The sequence below is a fragment of the Bacillus sp. AY18-3 genome (genome assembly GCF_008042305.1).
GTDB lineage: Bacteria > Bacillota > Bacilli > Bacillales > Bacillaceae_G > Bacillus_A > Bacillus_A wiedmannii.
The window spans coordinates 74,854-100,524 of the sequence record NZ_QKQR01000018.1; the positions used below are offsets into that span (position 1 = coordinate 74,854).

The 25,671-nt window shown below is 35.3% G+C and carries 22 protein-coding genes and 1 pseudogene; 13 read left to right on the forward strand and 10 right to left on the reverse strand.

All coding sequences use genetic code 11. From position 1 onward, the window contains the following. The 3 genes from DM800_RS18035 to DM800_RS18045 all read right to left on the reverse strand — a co-directional run bounded on the left by DM800_RS18035 (position 1) and on the right by DM800_RS18045 (position 3,878). The gene (locus DM800_RS18035; RefSeq protein WP_088121263.1) at positions 1-1,263 is read right to left on the reverse strand and encodes a VanW family protein; all 1,263 of its coding nucleotides are present in this window, start codon (positions 1,261-1,263) and stop codon (positions 1-3) included. A 234-nt stretch (positions 1,264-1,497) separates the two neighbouring features. Continuing rightward, positions 1,498-2,514, reverse strand: a complete 1,017-nt coding sequence (locus DM800_RS18040) for an LCP family protein (protein ID WP_304488576.1) — start codon at positions 2,512-2,514, stop codon at positions 1,498-1,500. A gap of 185 nt (positions 2,515-2,699) precedes the next feature. Continuing rightward, positions 2,700-3,878: a NupC/NupG family nucleoside CNT transporter gene (locus DM800_RS18045; RefSeq protein ID WP_088121265.1), complete on the reverse strand. Its 1,179-nt coding sequence runs from the start codon at positions 3,876-3,878 to the stop codon at positions 2,700-2,702. 91 nt (positions 3,879-3,969) lie between these two features. Here DM800_RS18045 and gloA2 point away from each other — a divergent pair, with 91 nt between their 5' ends. The 3 genes from gloA2 (at position 3,970) to aspA (ending at position 7,471) form a co-directional block, all read left to right on the forward strand. Beyond that, complete coding sequence (gene gloA2 / locus DM800_RS18050) at positions 3,970-4,356, forward strand: SMU1112c/YaeR family gloxylase I-like metalloprotein (protein ID WP_147787301.1); 387 nt, start codon at positions 3,970-3,972, stop codon at positions 4,354-4,356. Between the two features lie 107 nt (positions 4,357-4,463). After that, positions 4,464-5,762, forward strand: a complete 1,299-nt coding sequence (locus tag DM800_RS18055) for a hemolysin family protein (protein WP_137011174.1) — start codon at positions 4,464-4,466, stop codon at positions 5,760-5,762. Between the two features lie 275 nt (positions 5,763-6,037). Beyond that, positions 6,038-7,471, forward strand: a complete 1,434-nt coding sequence (gene aspA / locus DM800_RS18060) for an aspartate ammonia-lyase (protein WP_088061819.1) — start codon at positions 6,038-6,040, stop codon at positions 7,469-7,471. Between the two features lie 38 nt (positions 7,472-7,509). Here the strand turns inward: aspA and DM800_RS18065 are convergent, their stop codons facing one another. Then, positions 7,510-9,129: an L-lactate permease gene (locus tag DM800_RS18065; protein WP_147787302.1), complete on the reverse strand. Its 1,620-nt coding sequence runs from the start codon at positions 9,127-9,129 to the stop codon at positions 7,510-7,512. Positions 9,130-9,944: 815 nt separating this feature from the next. Between DM800_RS18065 and DM800_RS18070 the strand changes: the two genes are divergently transcribed. After that, positions 9,945-10,232, forward strand: coding sequence for an ArsR/SmtB family transcription factor (locus tag DM800_RS18070; protein WP_000081429.1), 288 nt, complete (start codon positions 9,945-9,947; stop codon positions 10,230-10,232). A 191-nt stretch (positions 10,233-10,423) separates the two neighbouring features. Beyond that, positions 10,424-10,603, forward strand: coding sequence for an acid-soluble spore protein H (locus tag DM800_RS18075; RefSeq protein WP_000382688.1), 180 nt, complete (start codon positions 10,424-10,426; stop codon positions 10,601-10,603). A 43-nt stretch (positions 10,604-10,646) separates the two neighbouring features. On the opposite strand, the gene DM800_RS18080 is transcribed toward DM800_RS18075, so the two are convergent. Both DM800_RS18080 and DM800_RS18085 read right to left on the reverse strand, forming a co-directional pair. After that, positions 10,647-11,996, reverse strand: coding sequence for a peptide MFS transporter (locus DM800_RS18080; RefSeq protein WP_147787303.1), 1,350 nt, complete (start codon positions 11,994-11,996; stop codon positions 10,647-10,649). Positions 11,997-12,376: 380 nt separating this feature from the next. After that, positions 12,377-13,342 (reverse strand): ABC transporter substrate-binding protein, encoded by a 966-nt coding sequence (locus tag DM800_RS18085; protein WP_087983394.1) that lies wholly within the window; start codon positions 13,340-13,342, stop codon positions 12,377-12,379. Between the two features lie 172 nt (positions 13,343-13,514). Here DM800_RS18085 and DM800_RS18090 point away from each other — a divergent pair, with 172 nt between their 5' ends. Genes DM800_RS18090 through DM800_RS18100 form a run of 3 tightly spaced genes read left to right on the forward strand, consistent with a single transcriptional unit; the run spans position 13,515 to position 16,408 of the window. Then, positions 13,515-14,519: a FecCD family ABC transporter permease gene (locus DM800_RS18090; protein ID WP_087983392.1), complete on the forward strand. Its 1,005-nt coding sequence runs from the start codon at positions 13,515-13,517 to the stop codon at positions 14,517-14,519. Next, entirely contained in the window at positions 14,516-15,574 is a 1,059-nt protein-coding gene (locus DM800_RS18095; RefSeq protein ID WP_087983390.1) for a FecCD family ABC transporter permease, read from the forward strand. Before DM800_RS18090 ends, DM800_RS18095 begins: the two co-directional genes overlap by 4 nt. Before the next feature lie 12 nt (positions 15,575-15,586). Further along, the gene (locus DM800_RS18100; RefSeq protein WP_088061831.1) at positions 15,587-16,408 is read left to right on the forward strand and encodes an ABC transporter ATP-binding protein; all 822 of its coding nucleotides are present in this window, start codon (positions 15,587-15,589) and stop codon (positions 16,406-16,408) included. A gap of 31 nt (positions 16,409-16,439) precedes the next feature. On the opposite strand, the gene DM800_RS18105 is transcribed toward DM800_RS18100, so the two are convergent. Beyond that, on the reverse strand, positions 16,440-17,171 hold the full coding sequence (locus DM800_RS18105) for a class I SAM-dependent methyltransferase (protein ID WP_147787304.1): 732 nt from the start codon (positions 17,169-17,171) through the stop codon (positions 16,440-16,442). Positions 17,172-17,384: 213 nt separating this feature from the next. Here DM800_RS18105 and DM800_RS18110 point away from each other — a divergent pair, with 213 nt between their 5' ends. The 4 genes from DM800_RS18110 to DM800_RS18125 all read left to right on the forward strand — a co-directional run bounded on the left by DM800_RS18110 (position 17,385) and on the right by DM800_RS18125 (position 20,648). Further along, positions 17,385-18,575 (forward strand): glycine C-acetyltransferase, encoded by a 1,191-nt coding sequence (locus DM800_RS18110; protein WP_000095914.1) that lies wholly within the window; start codon positions 17,385-17,387, stop codon positions 18,573-18,575. A 44-nt stretch (positions 18,576-18,619) separates the two neighbouring features. Continuing rightward, positions 18,620-19,585 (forward strand): L-threonine 3-dehydrogenase, encoded by a 966-nt coding sequence (locus DM800_RS18115; protein WP_147787305.1) that lies wholly within the window; start codon positions 18,620-18,622, stop codon positions 19,583-19,585. Positions 19,586-19,696: 111 nt separating this feature from the next. Then, positions 19,697-20,239, forward strand: a complete 543-nt coding sequence (gene pyrE, locus DM800_RS18120; protein WP_141547135.1) for an orotate phosphoribosyltransferase — start codon at positions 19,697-19,699, stop codon at positions 20,237-20,239. Further along, entirely contained in the window at positions 20,226-20,648 is a 423-nt protein-coding gene (locus DM800_RS18125; protein WP_060487015.1) for an NUDIX hydrolase, read from the forward strand. Before pyrE ends, DM800_RS18125 begins: the two co-directional genes overlap by 14 nt. A gap of 38 nt (positions 20,649-20,686) precedes the next feature. On the opposite strand, the gene DM800_RS18130 is transcribed toward DM800_RS18125, so the two are convergent. The 3 genes from DM800_RS18130 to DM800_RS18140 all read right to left on the reverse strand — a co-directional run bounded on the left by DM800_RS18130 (position 20,687) and on the right by DM800_RS18140 (position 25,124). Further along, positions 20,687-22,570 (reverse strand): vWA domain-containing protein, encoded by a 1,884-nt coding sequence (locus tag DM800_RS18130; RefSeq protein WP_147787306.1) that lies wholly within the window; start codon positions 22,568-22,570, stop codon positions 20,687-20,689. Between the two features lie 3 nt (positions 22,571-22,573). Next, positions 22,574-23,467 (reverse strand): ATP-binding protein, encoded by an 894-nt coding sequence (locus tag DM800_RS18135; protein ID WP_147787307.1) that lies wholly within the window; start codon positions 23,465-23,467, stop codon positions 22,574-22,576. 127 nt (positions 23,468-23,594) lie between these two features. Further along, positions 23,595-25,124 (reverse strand): cardiolipin synthase, encoded by a 1,530-nt coding sequence (locus DM800_RS18140; protein ID WP_087983378.1) that lies wholly within the window; start codon positions 25,122-25,124, stop codon positions 23,595-23,597. Positions 25,125-25,513: 389 nt separating this feature from the next. On the opposite strand from DM800_RS18140, the pseudogene DM800_RS18145 reads away from it, so the two are divergent. Next, positions 25,514-25,671 (forward strand): annotated as a pseudogene (locus DM800_RS18145) (cobalt transporter); the annotation flags it as partial.

Sequence of the window (25,671 nt, forward strand, 5' to 3'; positions counted from 1 at the left end):
TCATTGTGTTGGGGCACTTTTATATACGCTTTTTGAAATTTGTCCATTTGATACTACTTCACCGTTTTGTGTTACTTTTTTATACGTAACCGCTGTTATTTTATCACCAGTTCTACTAACTACTTGAGAAGAAACTTCAACATTTTTACCAGTATTTGTACCAAAAATGCGAGTAGTAATACTACCGCCATTTGAAAATGCTTGAATATAAATATGATTGCCTGTATTGTTTTTAAATTTTAAATCCGGACCATAATCTGCCACTGCTGCATCTTGCCCAAGTGGTAAATAATTTACGGGCATAGAATGATTGCTTCGAGAAACAATTCCTAAATCTGCTCTTAAAGCTGCGCTATATAAAGTGCTACTAACTTGGCAAACGCCTCCGCCTGCACTTTGTATAACTTTACCTTGTGAAAATACTGCTGCGGATTTATAACCATGGGCAGCATCCGTTACGCCAACACGGCCATTAAAACTAAACGTTTCATCAGGTGCGACAATAACTCCACTTAAAGTATTAGCTGACTTATTTACGTTATAGGACTGGTTTCCATTCCGACCAGCCATTGGAGTTGAATATTCAGCAATTACTTCTTTAATCCCCATTTTCTGTATATCTTCTGTAGAACGCTCAGGTTTTAAGAGTGTAACTGGTAATGTAACGTCCGATGAGCCAGAAGTAATGGCCTGCTGCGTTAAATCAGTTAATTTTCCTTTATCAATTTTTTCTCCATTTTGACTTTGGCTAATATTTACTGTAGAGCCTTCAACACTTAATTCTGCATTAATAGGATTTTTTAATGTTTCATTATATTTATCCTTCATAAAGCTTTCATAAGCAGTTGTATTTAATTGAGCTGTTAATTTATAGTCACGTTTTAATTCACCGTTTTCGGCCTGCTTCCGCATTTGGTAACGATTCATTGCGTTTCCTTCTTGTTCTTTAAAGATTTTGTCAATAATATCTTTTTCCTTATAATTTATCCCTAAATCTTTCCATGTGTACGTTTGTTTATCATTTTGGAATATGTAGGTAAGAGATTTTTGATCTAATTCAGTTACCTTTTGATTAATAATTGCTTGAATATCTTTTTTATTTTTTCCATCGAGAGAAATACCTTCAAATGTAGTATTTGGTAATGCAGTAGTATCTAATTGATTATTTAGTTTGGATACATATTGATATCCACCAACACCGCCTACACAAAGTAATATGCCCCCAGTAATTGCAGAACCGATCAGTATTTTACTTAGCTTCATTTATTTCCCCCCAGAAATTTTTGTATAAATATATGTATTACATTTTTTGTATAAAAATGATGAAAATAACATTATGTACGTACTAGTATACTATTATTTCCACTATGTGTGTAATGTTTTTATAAAAAACGTTACACTGTTGTAATAATTGTATCTTTTTGTCACAATATGTACGAGGAATATGTTGAAAATTATAATAAAAAGGCTGTCTAGAAAGATCTAGCAGCCTTTTTATTATAATTTTTTATGTTCATTTTTATTCGTAACACCGAGATGTTCTTGTAGTGTTGTCGAAATATTATTGACGCTTTTTTCATTTGGAACGTAATAATAAATACCACCTATATATTTATCAGTACCTTCTACTTGCATTTTGTCCATTTTCAAATTGGAATCCATTGAATTTTTGGCAATTGTCATCATATCATCAAAAGTTAAATTTGTTTTTAAGTCTTTATCGACAGCGTCTAATAGGGCACCGATTTTATTAATGGAATTAAGAGATAGTGCTTTTGCAGCAATAGCTTCTAAAACAAGCTGTTGTCGTTGACCGCGCATATAATCACTGTCGATATGACGAGTTCTAGCTAGCGCTAATGCCTCTTCTCCATTTAAATGTTGACGTCCTTTTTTCAGATGAATAGCATCTGCTTCGTCTTTACTATTTTGTTCTGAAAACTCAACCGGAACATCGACAGTAATACCACCAAGAGAATCGACAATTTTGATAAATGATTTAAAGTTGAATTTTACATAGTAATCAACTGGAACATCTAAAAATTTCTCCACTGTATCAATTGTGCTATCCACACCACCGAATACGTGCGCATGTGTAATTTTATCGTATTTATCACGTGATTTAATGTAGACACGTGAGTCACGTGGAATACTCACAAGTTTAACAGATTTATCGTTTTTATTAATTGTTGCAAGTAATAGCGCATCCGTACGAGTTGCTTTTCCATAACTCTTGTCCCTAATATCACTTTCATCAACACCCATAATAAGTACGGAAATGTTGTCAGTCATAGGTTTCACAGCTTTTTCACGTTTGCTGGATTTATCCCCGCGGCCCAGTTCAGAATAGGCATTACTTAATACAGACTTTGCTTTACTGTATATATGGAAGGAGTAACCTCCTGCTCCAAGTGCTATAATCAGTAATGGAATAAGAAGGAACCAGAGTAGGCGTTTTTTCTTTGAGTTTCCTTTTTTGGCTCGGGTGTCTTTGTTCATATCGGATTTCATCATTTTTCTCCTTTAAAACTATCAAAGTGTATACATCTAGAAGCGCATTCAAACACATAAAAAATATTGTACGCTAAATAAAAGCGATTGTACATGTATAAAAAATAGATGTCTTGATTATTTATAAGACACCTATTCGTTATTGTATACAAAAGATAGGGATAAGAAAATGATAAAATTTTACCTAATTACAACATAATGCTTACGATAATTGCAGATAAAATGCTAACGAGAGTAGCTCCATATAGTAATTTAAGGCCAAATCTGGCAACGACGTTTCCTTGTTCTTCGTTTAACCCTTTTACTGCACCTGAAATAATGCCGATAGAAGAAAAGTTGGCAAAAGAAACGAGGAAAACAGAAATGATCCCCACTGTACGGGGAGAAAGGCTATTAGAAAGTTTACTAAGGTCCATCATTGCCACAAATTCATTCGTTACAAGCTTCGTTGCCATAATGCTACCAGCTGTGACAATTTCAGAACTTGGTACACCGATAAGGAATGCAACAGGCGCAAATACGTAGCCGATTAATTGCTGGAAAGTAATGCCGAATATAATGAGGAATAGGTCATTAATGCAGCTAATTAATGCGACGAATCCGATGAGCATAGCGCCGACAACGATGGCTACGCGAAAGCCATCTAGAATGTATTCTCCAAGCATTTCAAAAAAGCTTTGCTTTTCGCCTTTAATTTCTAAAATATCTTCGTCATCTTTCACGTCGTAAGGATTGATGATGAGTATGATAATAAAACCACTAAATAAATTGAGAACGAGTGCGGTTACTACATATTTAGGCTCGATCATTGTCATATAGGCACCTACGATAGACATAGATACGGTTGACATGGCAGAAGCGCAAAGTGTATAAAGACGGTGTTTTGGAATTTGAGCTAATTGCTTTTTAACTGTAATAAAAACTTCTGATTGGCCGACAATGGCAGAGGCGATAGCGTTGTAAGATTCTAATTTCCCAAGACCATTTATTTTGCTAAGGAAGTAACCGATCCAATGAATAAAAAATGGTAGTATTTTGAAATGTTGTAGTATACCAATTAAGACGGAAATGAAGACAATTGGTAATAATACAGTAAGGAAAAATGACATTTCACCTTTATTGGCAAGACCGCCAAATACAAAGTTTATACCATCAGCAGCATACTCGAGTAGCTTTGTAAACAGACTGGAAATGACCCGAATAAGTATGAGGCCGATTTCTGTATTTAATAATAAATAGGTTAAAATCAACTGTATAATAAGCATGATGAAAATTGGTTTAAATTTAATATGTTTCTTATTGTTGCTAGCAATATAAGCAAGGAAGAAAACAACGATAAGTCCCACGAAAAAAGTAATAAATTTCATAGTAAGCCCCCTAAAAGAGATATTCTGCTATATATGTTTTTCATTTCAAGGGAGAATATGCATCTTTGGTAAAGAAAGGAATAGAGAGAGCATGAATATATGTAGAGTGCACCACGTTGCAATTATTTGTTCGAATTATGAACTGTCAAAGGATTTTTATACTCGGATATTAGGTTTAAAAGTGATAAATGAAGTATATAGAAAAGAACGAGATTCTTATAAGTTAGATTTATGTGTAGGGGAAGAGTATCAAATTGAATTATTTTCATTTCCTAGTCCACCTGAGCGCCCCAGTTTTCCAGAAGCAGCTGGACTTAGACATTTAGCATTTGCTGTTACAAATATAGAAGAAGCTGTAAACTATTTAAAACAATGCAGTGTGGAGACTGAAGCGATACGTATGGATGAAATTACGGATAAAAAATTTGTCTTTTTCCAAGATCCTGATGGCTTGCCTTTAGAATTGTATGAGGCTTGAAATTGGTGAATTTTATACAGGGTTGCTTTCAAATAAATGAAGAAACTAAAGTGAAACTTCTTTTTTAAAGGAGGTGTAACTTTAGCTAAGAAAGCTAAAGGACATATGTGGATATTTTAAAATTATTGATGGTAGTTATCCTTATTGCGTTAACAGCATTTTTTGTAGCTGTTGAGTTTGCAATTATTAAGGTACGTAGCAGTCGTATTGATCAACTCGTTAGTGAGAAACGACGAGGAGCATTGGCAGCTAAAAAAGTAACTTCGAATTTAGATGAGTATTTATCAGCATGTCAGTTAGGTATTACAATTACTGCTTTAGGGCTTGGGTGGTTAGGAGAGCCCACTATAAAACATATACTCGAGCCGTTGTTTTTAAAACTACACCTATCTCCTGCAATTGCAAGTACAGTTTCATTTATTATTGCCTTTGCAGTTATTACGTTTTTACATGTTGTCATTGGTGAACTTGCTCCGAAGACGCTCGCTATACAAAGGGCAGAACAAGTTAGCTTATTATTATCGAAGCCAATTATTTACTTTTACCGAGTAATGTATCCGTTTATTTGGGCTTTAAATGGTTCTGCAAGGCTTGTGACAGGGTTATTCGGATTACATCCGGCTTCTGAACATGAAGTTGCTCATTCGGAGGAAGAATTACGATTAATCTTATCCGAGAGTTATGAGAGCGGAGAGATTAATCAAAGGGAATTTAAATATGTAAATAATATTTTTGAATTCGATAATAGAGTCGCAAAGGAAATTATGGTACCTCGTACGGAAGTTGTAGGTTTATATGAGGACGAACCATTTGAAACACATATTAAAATAATCGCACAAGAAAAGTACACGAGATATCCCGTATTTGGTGAAGATAAAGATGAAATTATTGGGATGGTTAATGTAAAGGATTTATTTATTCGTTATATGGATGGTAATCGAGACGAGGGGTGCTCGATTAAGCCATATACAAGACCAGTTATTGAAGTGTTAGAAAATATTCCTATTCATGATTTGCTATTACAAATGCAAAGAAAACGAATTCCATTAGCTGTATTATATGATGAATATGGTGGTACAGCGGGGATCGTTACACTAGAAGATATTTTAGAAGAAATTGTTGGAGAAATCCGAGATGAATACGATGAAGATGAACACCCGCCTATAGAGCATATAAGTGAAGGCTATAAAATCGTAGAGGGAAAAGTGCTTATTAGTGAAGTAAATGATTTATTTGGCCTACACTTAATCGCTGCTGATGTAGATACAATTGGTGGCTGGATTATGGTACAAAAGCAAATCGTTGCTGAAGGAGATATTATTGAAAAACACGGCTTTTCTTTTAAAGTTCTTGAAAAGGATATGCATCAAATTAAACGAGTGGAAATAAAGAAGGTAGAAGAATGATTTTCTATAAATTTTTATCCCGCTATTTGTGGGCAGTAAGACCCCTACTTCAAAATTCAGCGAAAGCGAAGAAGTTAGGTGGGGGATCAACAAAACCCCCACTGATTAAAGTTTCACTTTATAAAAGGTATATATAGAAAAATAAATGTTTGCGCTTTCAAAAAAGGTGCTATATAGTGAAGGTGGATACTGAAAAATTCTTCTGAATGATACTCGTTTTTTTAGAGGCGAATTTTTTAGATAAGGATTTAGAATGAAAAGTATAGGTGATGAAAATGATAGCAACGAAGGATATACGTATAGAGAAAGATTTTTTAGGTGAAAAGGAAGTACCGAGTGTAGCTTATTATGGGGTACAAACATTACGTGCTGTAGAAAACTTCCCGATTACAGGATATCGCATTCATCCGTCACTCATTACGGCAATGGCAATTGTGAAAAAAGCGGCGGCACTTGCAAATATGGATACTGGTTACTTAGCTAAAGACATTGGATATGAAATTGCAGAGGCAGCGCAAGAAATTGTTGATGGGAAATTCCATGATCAATTTATCGTGGATCCAATCCAAGGCGGTGCTGGAACTTCTATTAATATGAATACAAATGAAGTAATCGCTAATCGAGCTTTAGAACGTATGGGATGTGAAAAAGGCGAGTATGTGAAAATTAGCCCAAACACGCATGTGAACATGGCTCAATCAACGAATGATGCGTTTCCAACGGGAATTCATATTGCAACTCTTATGATGTTAGAAGAACTTCTTATTACAATGGAAGAACTTCATGCTGCTTTCCGTGAAAAAGCAAAAGAGTTCGACCACGTCATTAAAATGGGACGTACACATTTACAAGATGCTGTTCCGATTCGTCTTGGACAAGAATTTGAAGCGTATAGCCGAGTGCTTGAGCGTGATATAAAAAGAATTAAACAGTCTCGCCAACATTTATATGAAGTGAACATGGGGGCGACAGCTGTTGGTACGGGATTAAATGCAAACCCTACGTACATTGAACAAGTGGTTAAACACTTGCGAACATTTAGCGGATTACCACTTGTTGGTGCAGAGCATTTAGTTGATGCAACGCAAAACACAGATGCATACACAGAAGTATCTGCCGCATTAAAAGTATGTATGATGAATATGTCTAAAATTGCAAATGATCTTCGTATTATGGCATCTGGTCCACGTGTTGGATTGGCGGAAATTCAATTACCAGCTCGCCAACCAGGTTCATCTATTATGCCAGGTAAAGTAAATCCTGTTATGGCAGAAGTAATTAATCAAGTTGCTTTCCAAGTGATTGGTAATGATCATACAATTTGCTTAGCATCAGAAGCAGGACAATTAGAGTTAAACGTAATGGAGCCTGTACTCGTATTTAATTTAATTCAATCTATTAGTATTATGAATAACGGATTCCGTGTATTCCGTGAATATTGTATTAAAGGAATTACAGCAAATGAAGAATTGCTGAAGCAATATGTAGAGAAAAGTGTTGGAATTATTACAGCGGTGAACCCTCATATTGGTTACGAAGCAGCATCTCGTATTGCACGTGAAGCAATTGAAACAGGAAAATCTGTTAGGGAGCTATGTTTAGAACATGGTGTACTGACAGAAGAAGAATTGGATATTATTTTAGATCCATTCGAAATGACGCATCCTGAAATTGCTGGAGCTTCTTTATTAAAGAATAAGAAGATGTAATATGAAAAAAACACCGATCCAAATGGATCGGTGTTTTTTTAAAAGATATTAAATACAGAGTTTAATTGAAGTAAGCTAATAATAGCTAAGAAGATTAAACTGTATTTCATCGCTGTTTTAAATAGGGCAGACTCTTTACCAACTAGTCCAACTGCTGCACAAGCAACGGCTACAGATTGTGGTGAAACCATTTTTGCCATTGTACCACCTACTACGTTTAATGCAACAAGAGTAGAAGGAACGATATTTAATTGATCTGCAGTTACTGCTTGAAGCGGTGCGAATAATGAACCACTTGATACTACTGAACCTGTAATGAATACGCCAATCCATCCTAAGATTGGAGAAAGAACTGGGAATGCATTACCAGTAGAAGAGAATGCCAGTCCAAGTGTAGATGACATACCAGAGTAGTTCTCTACGTAGGCTAAAGCGATAACGCTACAGATTGTATATACTGGAGCTTTTAGTTCTTTCATTGTTTCTACTATTAATTCTTTAACCATTTTACCTTTTACGCGGTAAACGATAAGTGAAACAATAATTGCTAATACGATTGCAGTAGTTGTAGATGAGAATACATCAAACTTGAAAACAGCCGCGAAAGGTGTATCAGCTTTTGTAATTGGTGTAGTTTTCATAACAGCATTATGAAGACCAGGGAACTGAATGTTAAATACTAAGTTTGCTAGTGCGCCATCCGGAGCAAATAAAGCTTTAATTGGTTTTAAATTAAAGATTGTTACGAATGCAGTTAAGAATACGAATGGAGACCAAGCATATAAAATTTGATTGAATGTATGAGCTTCTTGTTTTTCTTGTTTTTCTTCTGTAGAAGAAGATTTTGGTTGCCAAACACGTAAGAATAATGCTAGAGAAACCATACTTACAACGGCTGCGAAAATATTAGTAAGTTCTGCACCTAAGAAGTAAGTCACAAGGAACTGAGTTATAGCGAAAGAAAAACCACTTACAAGAATACCTTGCCAAGTTTCTTTAATACCTTTAATTCCATCAACCATTGAAACAAGTAAGAAAGGTAAAACAATACTAATGAATGGTAAAATAAGAACAGTTTGACGACCGATAGTTAATGCGTCTAGCTCAGTTAATTGTGCTGGTACTGTAACTGGGATACCCATAGCACCCATAGCACCACCAGCGATGTTAGCTACTAAACAAATACCTGCTGCTTTTAATGGATTAAAGCCCATACCCACAAGTAATGCAGCTGTAATAGCAACTGGAACCCCTAAACCAGCTGCGCCTTCTAAGAAAGCACCGAAAGAATAAGCGATTAATAATACTTGTAAACGTTGATCATTTGTAATGCTTGAAATACTATCACGAATGATGTTGAATTGCTCTGTTTTAACAGTTAATTTGTAAAGGAAAATTGCTGCGATAACGATAGTACAAATTGGATAAAATCCAGATAAAACACCGAATCCGGCAGATGCTACAGCTACGGTTGCTGGCATTTTATAAACGAATATAGCAAGAATAATAGCGACAATTACACTGTAAAGACCAGCCATGTAACTTTTCATTTTCAGTCCCATTAAACAAATGATGAAGCAGAAAATTGGAAGTGCTGCGATTAGTGCAGATAACCAAATATTGTTTAATGGGTCATAAATTTGTGTCCAAGTACTCATAATAATGACAACTCCTATCTATTTTATGTGAAGAAATTCACATTATTTGTGAAACAATTCACAATCAACTTACATGCTTAGTATATTCTCCTTCAACACTATTGTCAACGTAAAAAAGTATAATTATTCCATAATAGTATTAAAAGAAATGCTTTGTTCATAAAGTAGACAAAAAGCAAACTCAAATAGATTTGAGTTTGCTTTTTGAAGTTATTTCTATATTGTTTTATTTGTTCGTATATCATTAATCTTATATGTTAGATGACGTCTTTGCATTAAGTATATAGGATGTTGAAATTTGATAGGTGTCACATGCTGGTCTGAGTTGATCTAGTAAGAAAGAGAAACCAAATGCATTTAATAGGAAGTTTTGAATAACAGTCTGAGCAAGTACAATACGAATTAAAACAACAATAAGTCAATTTTTAATATTACATTATCTTTTTTTACTGAAAATTCCTTTTAGCATAACAAAGAGGTTAAATATAACCCGAATACGTTACGATAGGTTATCAATTATAGACGGTATTTTACAATATCGTTACTGTACGTTGCAGTGAGGTGAAAATATAACAAAAAGCTTGATAAAACAACGTTTGTAAGCAAAGTATTCATAGCCCTTACTTTTGCTTTTTCATTATATCATATAGTATAATATTCAAAATCAGCAAGGAATTTTTCCTGAATTCTTTCCTGATAAAGGTGGAAAAAATTTTCAGCATTATAGGTTGATAAAGTTATGTCGTAACAGGAAATATAAGAACAGATATATAAATAAATAAAAAGAAAATAAAAACGAAAATGAGGGGAACTTTATGAGCCAAAATCAATTCGAATGTCGTATTTCAGAAGAAGATGTACAAATGTTAAGAGCGTTAGCGCATCCGTTACGTTTACGCCTAGTAATGGAACTAATGCAACGTGGAACTTGTAATGTAACACAATTACAGGAAGTGTTAGAAATTCCACAATCAACGGTTTCGCAACATTTAACGAAATTAAAACAAAATAAAGTAGTGCGCTTTGAAAGACGAGGACTAGAAGTGTATTATCAAATTCATAATGATAAAGTAAGTGAAGTTGTAAAAACATTATTTTCTTAAAATTTGAATATTATGGAAAAAGACGTGTGGGATATACGTCTTTTTTTATTTGTCAGAAAGGTGATATGAGAGTAAATGTTAGCATGTAAGGAAGAAAAGGTTATCAATTAACATGTTGTTATATGGAATATATTCTAAAGGGAAAAGAAAAGATAGAAAGGAGTGTAGTAAGGAAAAGGAGGAGTAGTAGTATGGATGTAAAACGTGTGAAACAAATCTTATCTTCTTCAAGTAGCATTGACGTTACATATGAGGGCGTACCAGTATGGATTGAGAGCTGTGACGAGCAGAGTGGAGTTGCTCAAGTGTATGATGTATCTAATCCTGGAGAAAGCGTTCACGTGAACGTGACGGCTTTAGAGGAGAAGTAATAGAAAAGACGCTTCTAAATGTTTAGAAGCGTCTTTTTATTTCCTATTCCATCATATATGCAATTTTCTTAGAGAACATAAGAAGTACTAATCCTAGCACGATTACGATAACACCGATGCTTGCGAATACTTCTAAATATCCTAAAGATTGAGTGAAGGCAGCTAATTGTCCTGCTAATAAGTTCGCGAAGCCAGTACCAGCTAACCATACACCCATTAATAATGATGCCAATTTAACAGGAGCGATTGCACTTACCATAGATAATCCGATTGGTGATAAGAATAATTCACCGATTGTATGGAACATGTAAGTGAATACAATGAATAGTAAGTTTGCTTTCATTGCAATATTACCTTCATCGCTACCAGTTTTTAATACAGCTAAAGTTAGAACTAAATATCCAATCCCTAGTAAAATCATACCAAATGCCATTTTTGTTGGGATTTTTAAGTCACCATTTTTCGTTTTTGAAAGTTTAATCCATAATGCAGAAACCGGTAATGCTAGTAAGATAATGAATAGTGGGTTTACAGATTGGAACCAAGGTGTTGGAATTGTAAATCCACCAATTGTACGATCCACGAACTTATCTGTGTAAAGTGTTAAAGAACTACCAGCTTGTTCAAATCCTGCCCAGAAGAATACAACGAAACAAGTTAAAATTAAAATTGCAGTAGTACGTTTTTTCTCTTGTGTTGTTAAAGGTTTTTTCTCAATTGCTTTTGCATTTTTTTCTTTAGACTTTTTACCGACAACAGTTGTTCCGATAGATCCTAAGTAACGAGGTGCTAAGAAATTAAAAGCAAGCTGTCCAATGATCATACCGATACAAGCTGTTAAGAAACCGTATCTATAATCTGCGAAGTAACCGCAAATGAATGGAGCGATAAGAGCCCCTAAGTTAATTCCCATGTAGAAGATAGTGAAGGCACTATCACGACGAGAGTCGTTTTTGCTATATAATTGACCTAATAAAGTCGAAATATTTGGTTTGAAGAATCCGTTACCAATAACTAATAATCCTAATCCTAAAAATAGTCCAGTTTTAGTGTTCATTGAAAATAGTACAAAGTTACCAATTGCCATAATGATACCACCAATAGTAATGGCATGGCGTTTCGTAATGAAATGGTCAGTTAACCAACCACCAATAATCGGAGTGAAGTATACTAACATTGTGAAAATACCGTATATTTGTACAGCAACTGCTTTATCAAATCCTAAACCGCCGCTTACTAAGCTCGTTGTTAAATAAAGAACTAATAAGCCACGCATTCCGTAATAACTAAATCTTTCCCATGCCTCTGTAAAGAACAACAAATATAATCCTGGTGGATGTTTTTTTGGTGATTGTTGCTCTCCAGCTTTGTCTAATTTTAAAGCTGCATCCATGTTTGTTTCCCCCTAATCCTGTATAACGGATATTTATGTAATTATTTTAATTCACAAAATATTTAGAAGTCAATAGAATTATATGGAAATAGAAAGAAAATTTCTAAAAAAATCTATTCTTCTTCAACCGTTACTGTATTTTTCCCTGAAAACTAGATAATAAGCGTTTTCAAATGTAATAATTGAATTCTAAAAGAAAATAAAATAGTGATTAATCAGAAAATTTAGATTAAAATATTTATTCTGATATAGAGAAAATATATTCTATTTACTTTTACAATATAACATATTGAGAATAAAAATACAAAATGAAATAATGTGACATTTAAGTGAATTGAAAAATAACCAGCTCCATAGAAGGGAAGCTGGTTAAGGAAATATTATTTAACAAAGCGTTTTTCGATATCATCTAATAGTAGGTTAGCAGCCATTACACCACCAGCTGTATTCCAAATAACGTCGTCAACTTTGTATGCTGTACCATTTTTTACTGCATTTAAATTTTTAAATAGAGGATCATTGATATATTCTTTTTCTAATTCAGAGCCTTTTTTCTCGTTTCCTTTATCAAATGTGAAGTAGAATAATACATCGCCATCCATTGCTGAAATACGTTCTTTAGATACGTTACGTTCTGCAAAGTCATCTTTATTTTGATCACCAGGACGTTTAAATCCAAGTTCTTTTAAAACAACACCAGAGAATGTATCGCCATGATAAATACGAACATCACCAGGCATGAAGCGAACCATAGAGATTTCTTGATTTACTTTATCGCCTAGTTTTCCTTTTAATTCTTTTGTACGTTTTTCGTAATCAGTTAAAACCTTTTGACCTTCTTTTTCTTTATTTAATGCTTTTGCATAAAATTTGAAGTTATCTTTCCATTCACCACGTAGCGTCTCAGAGAACACAGTAGGTGCAATTGCTGTTAGTTGCTCGTACACTTTTTCGTGACGCATTTTGTTACCGATAATTAAGTCTGGTTTTAAAGAAGCGATTGTTTCCACGTTCACTTGTCCTTCATCACCAACAACTTTTACATCTTTCATTTTATCTTTAATATGTGGATACCATGGATCCCCAGTCCAAGATTTTACAGCCCCAACTGGTTTCACACCTAGTTCAAGTAAAGCTTCAGTTCCTTCATTTGTTAAAATGACTACACGTTTTGGATTAGCAGGAACTTCTGTTTTACCCATTGCGTGTTCCACCGTAATCATTTCTTTTTTTGTATCTTCTTTTGTTTCCTCTGTCGTATTTGATTTTCCACAAGCACTTAAAAGTAATGAAAAGGCTAGTAAAAATACAAATACTGTAAACGATTTCTTTCGTGTTAAATTCATTATGTACCCCCTACATACTGAGAAGTTTTTTCAATAGCAAGCATGATATTAAGCTTTTATCTTTTGATTGTCAATACATATCAATGAAAATAGTTCTCATTATCGTTGACAATGAGAATTAAGTTGAAATACACTTACAACGTATCATTATACATTGAAGGGGAAACGCTGCATGTTATTAAAAACAAATCAAGCAAAATGGATTGGATTATTTGTTGGAATCATTGCAGTCATTATTTGTATTTGGGGAAGTATTATTTTCGGATATACAAATACGAGTTGGAAATTAGCGTTAGATGCTTTTTTTCATTTTAATGGTTCCAATGAACATATTATTATTCAAAATGTGCGTTTACCAAGGGCATTAATTGCAGCTAGTGTTGGTGCTAGTTTAGCCATTGCCGGTTGTCTTATGCAAACTTTAACGAAGAATCCACTTGCTTCTCCAGATTTTATTGGATTAAATTCAGGTGCTGCTTTCTTCATAGTTGTAGCAATTGTTATTTTTTCCGTGACATCATTATCAGCTTTCACGTGGATTGCCTTTTTAGGGGCAGCAATTGCAGCTGTGCTCGTATTTGCTTCTAGTTCTTTAGGAAAAGAAGGGACGACGCCTCTTAAGTTAACGTTAGCAGGGGTCGCAATTAGTGCGTTATTTTCATCATTAACGCAAGGATTACTTGTGTTAAATGAAAAAGCGCTTGAAGAAGTACTGTTTTGGCTTGCCGGATCTGTGCAAGGAAGAAAGTTAGAAATTTTACAATCTGTATTCCCATATTTATTAGTAGGCTGGATCGCATCTCTTATGATGGCAGGGAAAGTAAATACATTAATGATGGGGGAAGACGTTGCAAAAGGACTTGGACAAAGAACGATTTTAATGAAATCATTCGTACTATTTATTATTGTCCTGTTGTCTGGTGGTTCAGTTGCAGTCGCTGGTCCGATTGGATTTATTGGTATTGTTACTCCGCATTTTGCCAGATTTCTTGTTGGAGTAGATCACAGGTGGAGAGTACCGTATAGCGGATTGTTAGGTGCAATACTATTAATCTTAGCTGATATAGCAGCAAGATATGTCATTATGCCACAAGAAGTACCAGTAGGGGTTATGACAGCGTTTATCGGGGCACCATTCTTTATTTATATTGCACGTAAGAGAGGGCTTAGCAAATGAAGAAGTATATTCCGTTTCGTATAGGAAAAGGCGGGCTCTCGTTTTTAATGTATAAACGAGCTTGTCTCGTCTTATTCAGTTTACTAGTTGTTTTAATAGGATTATTTTTTGCGAGTGCAGGTATGGGAGACATGAAAATTCCTCCGTATGATGTATGGCAAGCGATTACTGGAAATGGCGATGCGATGTCAAATATGGTTGTAAACAAGTTTCGTATGCCGCGTATTTTGATTGCCATCCTTGTAGGAATCGCACTTGCTGTAGCAGGATGTATTTTACAGGGTCTCGTTCGAAATCCACTGGCTTCTCCTGATATCATCGGGATTACAGGTGGTGCAAGTGTTGCAGTTGTATTATTTTTAGCTATATTCAGTGATAAAAATAATGCGCTAACCGTAAGCATTCATTATATGCCGTTAGCAGCCTTCGCTGGGGCAACGATTGTAGCGCTTTTTGTATATTTATTTGCATGGAGAAATGACGGATTATCACCGATTAGTCTTGTTTTAATTGGTGTTGGTTTTTGGGCATTAACGAAAGCGGCAACGACTTTGTTTATGTTGTTAGCGCCAATTTATCAAGCGAGTCAAGCGAATGTATGGATTACAGGTACTGTTTACGGCTCTTCATGGCAAAACGTTATGGTGCTTGCGCCGTGGGTTCTCATTTTAACGGTAATATCATTTATAGCTGCTAGACATTTAAATGCACAAGAGCTAGGGGATGATATTGCGGTAGGACTTGGTGTTCCTTTAACGAAGTCACGCGTATTCATGTTATTACTGAGTACAGCTTTAATTGGTGGCGCAGTTGCCTTCGCCGGAGGAATTGGGTTTGTCGGTTTAATGGCACCTCATATTTCACGAAGACTAGTTGGTTCTTTATACGGTGCATTACTCCCAGTTGCGGCTATTGTTGGTGCAATTTTAGTACTTGCTGCAGATTTAATTGGGCGTACAGTTTTCACACCACTTGAAATTCCAGCAGGGGTATTTACATCAGCAATTGGTGCACCTTATTTTATTTATTTACTTTATAAAAGTCGGAATTCATAAAGGGAGATGAATATGCAAAGAGCATTGGAGACGAAACGTTTGACGTTGTCTTATGGTGAAACAATTATTATTGATGAGTTGAATTTAGAAATTCCAAAAGGCGAAATTACAATCTTTATCGGTTCTAACGGTTGCGGGAAATCAACTTTATTACGTTCACTAGCTAGATTGTTAAAGCCAACAACGGGTGACATTTTGTTAGATAATCAAGCCATTCAAAGTATGCAAACGAAGCAAATCGCTCGTCAAATGGCAATTTTACCGCAAGGACCGCAAGCGCCAGAAGGACTTACAGTATTGCAGCTTGTAAAGCAAGGACGTTATCCATATCAAACATGGCTGAAGCAATGGTCAGAAAAAGATGAAGAAATGGTACAAAGAGCACTTGCAGCAACAGGTATGACAGAATTTGCTGAGCGTGATGTGCATGCTCTTTCAGGTGGACAACGTCAACGTGCTTGGATTGCAATGACGCTTGCACAAGATACAGATATCATTTTACTGGATGAGCCTACTACATATTTAGATATGACTCACCAAATTGAAGTGCTAGATTTATTATTTGAATTAAATGAAACAGAACAAAGAACAATTGTTATGGTATTACACGATTTAAATTTAGCATGCCGTTATGCAGACAATATTGTAGCCATTCAAGATAAACAAATATATGCACAAGGTAAGCCAGAAGAAGTAGTAGATGAGAAGCTAGTACGTGATGTGTTCCGAATGGAATGTCAAATTAGTACGGATCCGTTATTTGGGACGCCACTTTGTATTCCGCATGGAAAAGGAAGACGTGTACGTAAAGAGGTCGCTCAGGCAATGAGATAATAAAAAAGTCGATGATGATTCATCGTCTTTTTTATTTTTCGCAAGAGAATAGTAGGAAGAGGGGAATTCGTAAACGTCGTTCATATTCTTCTTCGCTCTGAAAATAAGTTTGATTTGGTGTAGCTTCTTTTATATTTGTAATCGTAAATCCAGCTTGTTGTAATAATGTAAAATATTCTTCCGTTGTACGATGATATTTAATAACTTCTTGATCAATCCAAGGTTCAACGCGTTTTCCCATTTTAAAATAATCATCGACGAGCCAGCTTGTTCTTTTTCCGCTCGTTTGCAAGCTTTCAAATGAAGAAGTAATAACAGGGTGTTGAACACTAAAAGTAAAGGTTCCATTTGTTTTTAAAGCTTCGTACACATTTTGAAAAATGATAGGAAGATATTCAATATAATGTAAGGCGAGTCTAGACGTTACTAAATCAAAAGTAGAAGGAGGGTATGTGTAGTCTTTGAGGTTTAAACAATGGACGGTTCCATTTTTATTTTCTAGTTGTTTTTTAGCTTTTTCATACATAAGTTCGGAGTCTTCAATACCAGTGTAAGAGTGGCAGCCATTCTCTAATAATTCCTCGCCAAACTTGGCGTCACCGCAGCCTAAATCGAGGATTTTCTTTCCTTTCACATCACCAATGAGTTGAAAGAAGGCTGGTTTTTCAAGTGATTCATTTGAGCTATTTTCTCGGTATCTTCGTTTCATATATTGTTCAAAAAATGCTTCGTTATTATATACATCAGATTCAGTAAATGCCATGATTGAAGCCCCCTTAAATATTTTTTTTATTCTACCAAATATGAAAAGTAAATGATAGATTTCTTGTAATGAATCATATATAATCTAGAATTGTAAGCGGTTACTTTAAACTATTTTTCTATAATAAATTCTAAAAACGTGTTAAGCTAGTAGAGGGATTATTAGAACTATTAAGACAATAATCCGCTTACATGAACGATGGGAGGCTTCACAATGTCTAGTAAAACACTTGCGAAATTTTTAGAAGAAAATTTAGAGGATTTAAAATCAAAGGGGCTTTATAACGTAATTGATCCGCTTGAGAGTTCAAATGGACCGATCATTACAATTGGCGGAAAAGAATATATTAACTTATCTTCAAACAACTATCTTGGATTAGCAACAGATAGCCGTTTGCAAGAAGCAGCAATTGGTGCAATTCATAAGTACGGCGTTGGAGCAGGAGCTGTTCGTACAATTAACGGTACTTTAGATTTGCATATTAAATTAGAAGAGACAATTGCAAAGTTTAAACATACAGAAGCAGCAATTGCTTACCAATCAGGATTTAACTGTAATATGGCAGCGATTTCAGCCGTTATGGATAAAAATGATGCGATTCTTTCAGACGAATTAAACCATGCTTCTATTATTGATGGTAGTCGTTTATCAAGAGCGAAAATCATCGTTTATAAACATTCTGATATGGAAGATTTACGCCAAAAAGCAATCGCAGCGAAAGAATCAGGTCTTTACAATAAATTAATGGTAATTACAGACGGTGTCTTCTCAATGGATGGAGATGTTGCAAAATTACCAGAGATTGTTGAGATTGCAGAAGAATTAGATTTAATGACATATGTAGACGATGCACACGGTTCAGGTGTACTTGGAAAAGGTGCAGGAACTGTAAAGCATTTCGGTCTATCTGATAAAGTTGATTTCCAAATTGGTACATTATCAAAAGCAATTGGGGTAATTGGTGGATATGTAGCAGGGAAACAAAACTTAATTGACTGGTTAAAAGTTCGCTCACGTCCATTCTTATTCTCCACAGCATTAACACCAGCTGATGCAGCTGCATGTATGCGATCAATTGAAATTTTAATGGAAAGCACAGAGTTACATGATCGTCTCTGGGAAAATGGCCGCTATTTAAAACAAGGGTTAAAAGAACTTGGCTTTAACATTGGAGAAAGTGAAACGCCAATTACACCTTGTATTATTGGTGACGAAGTATTAACACAAGAATTTAGTAAACGTCTAAATGAAGAAGGCGTATATGCAAAATCTATCGTGTTCCCAACTGTAGCTAAAGGAACAGGACGCGTTCGTAATATGCCTACAGCAGCTCATACGAAAGAAATGTTAGATGAAGCAATTCGTAAGTATGAAAAAGTAGGAAAAGAAATGGGCATCATTTAAGTAACGACATCTTTTGAATAGCTTGCAAATGAGGAGTGGGGAAAATGAAAAAAATTCTAGTAACCGGTTCTTTAGGGCAAATTGGTTCTGAATTAGTAATGAAACTTCGTGATGTATACGGTGCATCAAATGTTATTGCAACAGATATTCGTGAAACAGATAGTGAAGTAGTAACGTCTGGTCCATTTGAAACGTTAGATGTAACAGATGGACAAAAACTACATGATATCGCAAAGCGTAATGAAGTAGATACAATTATTCATTTAGCAGCTTTACTTTCAGCAACAGCAGAAAAAAATCCGTTATTTGCTTGGAATTTAAATATGGGTGGACTTGTAAATGCATTAGAAGCAGCTCGTGAATTAAACTGTAAGTTTTTCACGCCAAGTTCTATCGGTGCATTCGGTCCATCAACACCGAAAGATAATACGCCACAAGATACAATTCAGCGTCCTACTACGATGTATGGGGTAAACAAAGTAGCAGGAGAATTACTATGTGATTATTATCATCAAAAGTTTGGCGTTGATACGCGCGGTGTACGTTTCCCTGGTTTAATTTCTTACGTAGCTCCTCCAGGAGGCGGAACAACTGATTATGCGGTTGAAATTTATTATGAGGCGATTAAAAAAGGCACATACACCTCATACATTGCAGAAGGGACATACATGGATATGATGTATATGCCAGATGCTTTACAAGCGATCATTTCATTAATGGAAGCTGATCCAAGTAAACTTGTGCATAGAAACGCGTTCAATATTACAGCAATGAGCTTTGAGCCAGAGCAAATCGCAGCATCAATTCGTAAACACATCCCGACGTTTACAATGGATTACGCTGTAGATCCTGCTCGTCAAACAATCGCTGATAGCTGGCCAAACTCTATTGATGCAACGGCAGCAATGAAAGAGTGGGGCTTTAAAGCAGAATACGATTTAGACAAAATGACAACTGACATGTTGGCTAAGTTTAAAAAAAAGCTCACAGCTGAGTTAGTGATGAATTAATAGGAAGGGTCGATTCTTAGGAATCGACCCTTTTATTTGTATTTTAGGAATATACAAATAATTACAAGTGTGATAGAATAAGTTAATTTGTGCATAAAGGGGAGAGAAACAATGGAGAAATGGGAGTTAGCAAAGGGAATTTATAATACGTCACGTTTAACAGGAACATTTAAACTTCGATCAGGACAAGTATCAAATCAATACTTTGATAAGTACTTATTTGAATCTAATCCAGTACTGTTATTAGAAATTGCTAAACAGTTGAAAGAGCTCATTCCCCCTGATACAGAAGTACTCGCAGGTTTAGAAATGGGAGGAATTCCAGTAGCAACAGCATTATCTTTACAAACAGGTATACCAGTTGTATTTGTAAGAAAAGAAGCGAAGAAGTACGGTACATGTAAGTTAGCAGAAGGCGTTAATATTGCTGGGAAAAATGTTTGTGTTGTTGAGGATGTTATTACGACAGGTGGTCAAATATTATTAAGCACGAAAGATTTAAGAGAACTAGGTGCGAAAGTACATCATGTTCTAGGTGTAATTGAACGAACGAAAGAGGGAAAAGACAACTTATTAGAAGATGGCTTACAACTACATTCTTTATTTACAATGGATGAGTTAATTGAAGGAGAAAAGCAACATGCAAAGAGTTGACGTTGTATATGCACTAATACATGATGAAGAAACAGATAAAATATTAATGGTACATAATATAGAACAAAACGTTTGGTCACTGCCGGGTGGGGCTGTTGAAAAAGGTGAAATATTAGAGGAAGCACTAATAAGAGAAGTGAAAGAAGAGACAGGTTTAACTGCCGTGGCAGGTGGACTTGTTGCGATCAATGAAAAATTCTTTGAAGAATCAGGGAATCATGCGATACTTTTTACATTCCGAGCAAATGTAGTAAAAGGTGAACTGATTGCGGGAGATGAAGAAGAAATTTCTGCAATAGAGTGGGTGAATCGAACGATCGCAAATGAACGATTCCCATTCTACGATGGCGGATTCGAGGCATTATTAGAAGTAGCCATTCCATATAAGTTTCAATCAGAAACAAAGTGATTGAAAGAAAAAACAGGAGCGACAACGCTCCTGTTTTTCTATTCAATCGTCTTCAGTAGTAACTTTTTCAATAGTGGTTTAATCTTCAGACGTAAATCTTCAGCATGATTTGCAACTAAGAAGTGATGGTTATAAATGTTCTTCATTAATTGATAAGTGGCTTCTTTCGCTTCGCCTTCTTCGATGAAGATTCCGATTACTTCCATACCACTTTTACGAGCAAGTTTGACAGCTTCATGCGTATCTAAAATACCGTCTTGTTGATAGTCTAGCGCAGAAGGCTCACCGTCTGTAAAGACAAGTAAGAATTTATGTTTTTCTGGTCTTTTTGCAAGCTTTTCAGAAACGATACGAATAATATATCCGTCGCGGTTATCTTCTTCTTCGCGAAGCTGCATAATTTCTGGACCGACGTTTGGTAACGTTGAGTTTTTATACGTTACAACTTCATGGATAACGTTTGGCTTATCCTCAGGCTTAGCACTAGAAGCATCTTCCCAAAATCCACTAATGGCGTGCGGGATTTTTAAAGATTTCAATGCTTCATGGAATAGGACCACACTCTTTTTCGTTTCTTCCATTTTGTTATACATAGAACCAGAGCAGTCCACTAGTAGTTGGAATGCAACGTCAAGTTCTTGTGATTCTTGTCCTTTTTTATAAAACATGCGCGGCTGCTTTTCAGTATAAATACGAAGGAATTTCTTACGAAGTCTTCCGTAATATTTATCACTATTTGCATTCGTTTTATTTTCAATCGTTTTTTCGATAATTTTCTTTAATTCTTTTACATCTTTATTAACGACTGATTTGATAGCTTGGTAATCCTTTTTTTCATCAGGATTTGATTTGCGAGCTTCTTTAAATATATGAGAAGCACCAACGTTATACTTACCGTATGCACCCTCGTTTTGGCTAGAAGCGTGTGAAGCTCTTGCTTCTTCTGTATCAGCGCCATCAAAGTTGGATTGTGTACTCTTTTGAGAAGTACCTTGTACAGAACCAAGTGCTTGGTCGCCATCTTCTGATTCACGAGCAGTATCGCCCATCATATTTGTTTTTGTTCCGCTTTCTAAATCAAAGCGTAAAAAGTTCTCGTTTTCATTGTTTTTATTTTCACGGTGCCATGTCGAGAAGCTTTCATCCATTTTGTTTTTGTTATCATCGTCATCTAGGAGCTGCGTATCATCATTTGCTAATTTTTCAGCGCGACTGTCTTTCTCATCTGCAATCACAGATAAATAAAGCGGAGCATGTCCGAAATAATTATTAAGCATATCATTTTCAAGAAGTCCTTCTAAACGATAGCGAATTTTTTCAACGATATACATAATGTCTTCTGTATTACGAGCTTGGAATGTTTCATGCAAAATTGCTTCAATTTGCTCGAAATATTCATTATTAAACATTTCATATTTATCGCTCGTTAATGAAAGATAGCAGAGACAAAATAGACGATCACCGTGATAGTTACGAACACGATTGATTTCATTTTGTGAACCAAAGTAATTGCGATACATTTCTTTTCTTCTTTTAAAAACATGCTTTGTGCCAGGGCGTAAGTTTTTTACGATTTCCTCAACACGTAAATCTTCTAATAGAACAAATAATTGTGTTAAAAACTTTTTTAAGGGTGATTCTTGTAATTCAATCGCATAAGAACGAATTAAAGTCATGTCCGAGTAATGTTTATTACCAAGTGCTTTTAAAAACACTTCGCTTTTTAATCCGATTACTGTATCCTCTTCTTTTCGATCATCCCAAAAGTGACTAATGACAACCTTTTTTTCAATTTCGTCGTAGTATGCTTTATAGCCATACTCAAGGTAGGCATCGTCTTCTTTTAGAAGAGCATACATTAAGTTTTCCATTTGTAGAAACAGCGACGCATCAATTTTTTTGTCACTAAAAATTTGTCTCATGAATTATCCCTCAAAGAAATAACTTTCTGCTAATTCACGGACAGTCATTTGTTCTGTTTCATCGTTTAATTTTGCGATAATACTACGTTCAATTGCACGCATAACAGGAATATATACACCTAAATCACATGCGTCGATAATGCCACGAATACTTGCTGCTTCTTCACTTACACGTCCATCACGAGCTAAAGGCATAAGGTCGCTTGCAAATGCAACGAACTTTTCAATTGTTGCAACATCATTTAATTTTGATTCAGATAGTAATAGTTCTTTTAATGTGTCACCTTGAATGTATGGAACTTCAATAATAACGAAACGGTTTTTTAATGCTTCGTTTAGTTCACTTGTTCCAACGTAACCTTCATTAATTGCTGCAATTACACGATACTCGTCATCGCCATATACAACCTCTTGTGTAAATGGATTTGTAATCATTTTACGGTAATCTAATGCACCGTGAAGAAGTGGTAACGTTTCAGGTTTTGCCATATTGATTTCATCAATATATAGGAAATGACCGTTCTTCATTGCTTTCATAAGAGGGCCGTTAACGAATGTAACTTCAGATGCGCCATCTTTCGTTTGTAGTGTGTTGTATCCTAAAATACCTTCTACATCTAGGTCAACAGAACAGTTAATGCTATGCATTGGTTTTTGGAATAAAGAAGAAAGAGTTTCAGCTAGTACTGTTTTACCACTACCAGTCGGCCCTTTTAATAGAATGTTTTTGCCAAGAAGAAGCGCTGTAATAGCATCTTCAATAATGCTGTTATCAGATGCTTTATATATTTTCTTTCCAATTAAATGTGCATTTTCACTAGCTTCTTGTTTATTTTTTTCGTGAATGGTTGAGAGCTGTTGTTTTAAATCAGCATGTATATGAAATTGTTCTAACATGTATTTCCCACCTAACATTATTTTCATAAAGTAATACATCTTATGATAACTTGTTTTAATATGGTATGCAAAGAAAAGGAGAGAGGGGAAATGGAAAAGAAAAAGCAATCAATGTTACATTGATTGCTTACAGTAAAGGCGAAATGAGTCGCATGAAAGACTCTAATATTCGTTTTTTGATACTTCTTTTTTGGAATGCGTTCCATTTAATTTCAGTGGAATGCTTAAAGTCGTCTTCAAAATCATGTTTAATATCATGAACGGTTTCTGATTCATATAGTACGCTAATAAGTTCATAATTTAATTCAAAGCTGCGTACGTCCATATTTGCCGTTCCAATTGTCGCGATCTTATCATCAACGAGTACAATTTTTGCATGCATAAAACCATCTTTATAACTATAAATGGAAGCACCAGCTTTTAAAAGCGGAGTGAAGTAGGACTGAGATGCTTGATCACTAATAATACTATCACTTTTACCAGGATATAAAATGCGTACATCTATGCCAGATATTGCACTTAAACGTAATAATGTTAAAGTTTCTTGATCTGGAATAAAGTAAGGTGTAGCGATCCAAATCGATTTTTTTGCAGATCCCATAACAGCTAATAATGTATTGCGAATGCTTTTATCATCTGAGCTTGGTCCGCTCGCTACAATTTGCACAGCACCTTCTGCATGTGAAATTTCTTTACCTGGGAAGTATTGTCTATTCATAAATTGATCCCAAGAATAAGTATTCAACCCACTAGATGCATAGAGCCAATCCTCTAGAAAGATTGCTTGTAATTTATATAACGCTTTCCCTTCTATTTTTAAATGGCTATCACGCCAAATGGGGAATTTTTTTGAACGACCAAGATATTCATCACCGACGTTGAGTCCACCAGTAAAACCGATTTCTCCATCTACAATAACGATTTTACGGTGGTTACGATAATTGACTGTTTCAAGTAACCAAGCTGAAAAAATAGGGTCAAATTCTACAATTTCGATCCCAGCTTCTTTCATAGGTTTTAAAAAGCGTCTTCTTAAAGTGTTACTTCCGAGTCCATCATAAAGAAAGCGTACAATAACACCAGATTTTGCTTTTTTTATTAAAGCATCTCGAACTTTCGTACCAATCTCATCAGATTTATAAATATAGTATTGAATATGTATGTGATGTTTTGCTTGCTCGATAGCTTGTAAAATTTCTGAGAATGTTTGATCTCCATTTGTTAAAAGTTTTGTCGTCGTTCTATCTGCGGCAGGCCCGCCTCCAAATTTTTGTACGACTTCTGTTAAATGTACAGAACGTTCATGTAAGGGGACTGTGAGTGCTAATTCTAGTCGTCTTCCTTCTAATATTTCACGGAATAATTTTCTTTGTTCTTCTGAACGATGGAGATGTTTTTTTCTTCTCCAACGGCTACGACCGAAAATAGAGTATAAAAGCACCCCTATAACGGGAAGAAGTGCTAATACTAAAAACCACGCTAAGGTGCTTTGAGGAGACCTATTTTCGATGAAAATAACGAATGAAATTCCTATGATTGTGATGGACCAGAGAGCGCCGACAAATGTATATAACGAAATAAATGATGTATTTAATAGGAAAAGAACGATAGATATAATTACAAATATTGATAGTAATTGAACGATAGGCTTCTTCATTTCTATAAAATTCCTCTAATCTTTCTTAAGTATAGACTTCTTATATAAAAAGGTATAATCCGACATTCTTATTATAAAGTGTTTTGTTTTTTTTACAAAATATAGACATTTTCCCCATGCTTTCCGCATTTGTCCTACATACATTATATTGTGACGTTATTATCCAGCTATTTGCTGGTTAATAAACAGTGTAGGAGGGACAAAAACCTTGCCCTTTATATAGGAAAGGGGATAACCATATCATGGATTTGTAGCAGGTGCATGATGAAGACCAGGATATAGTTATCTTTATTACGCGGATTCTTCTTAATTATATAGGTTACTAACAAGGTCCGTACTATCCATACAATACCTATTAAGATGAGAAAATGGAAAAGGAGAGGGGAAACATGAATTATATAGAAAATAACGGATTGTATTATCGTAATCATCATCCTCATGGAGGGCACAACCATAACGGCGGACATCACCATCATGGAGGGCACAATCACTATGATCATCACCACCATCACGGAGGCGGATGGGGCTGGGGGGGCGGCTCATGGGG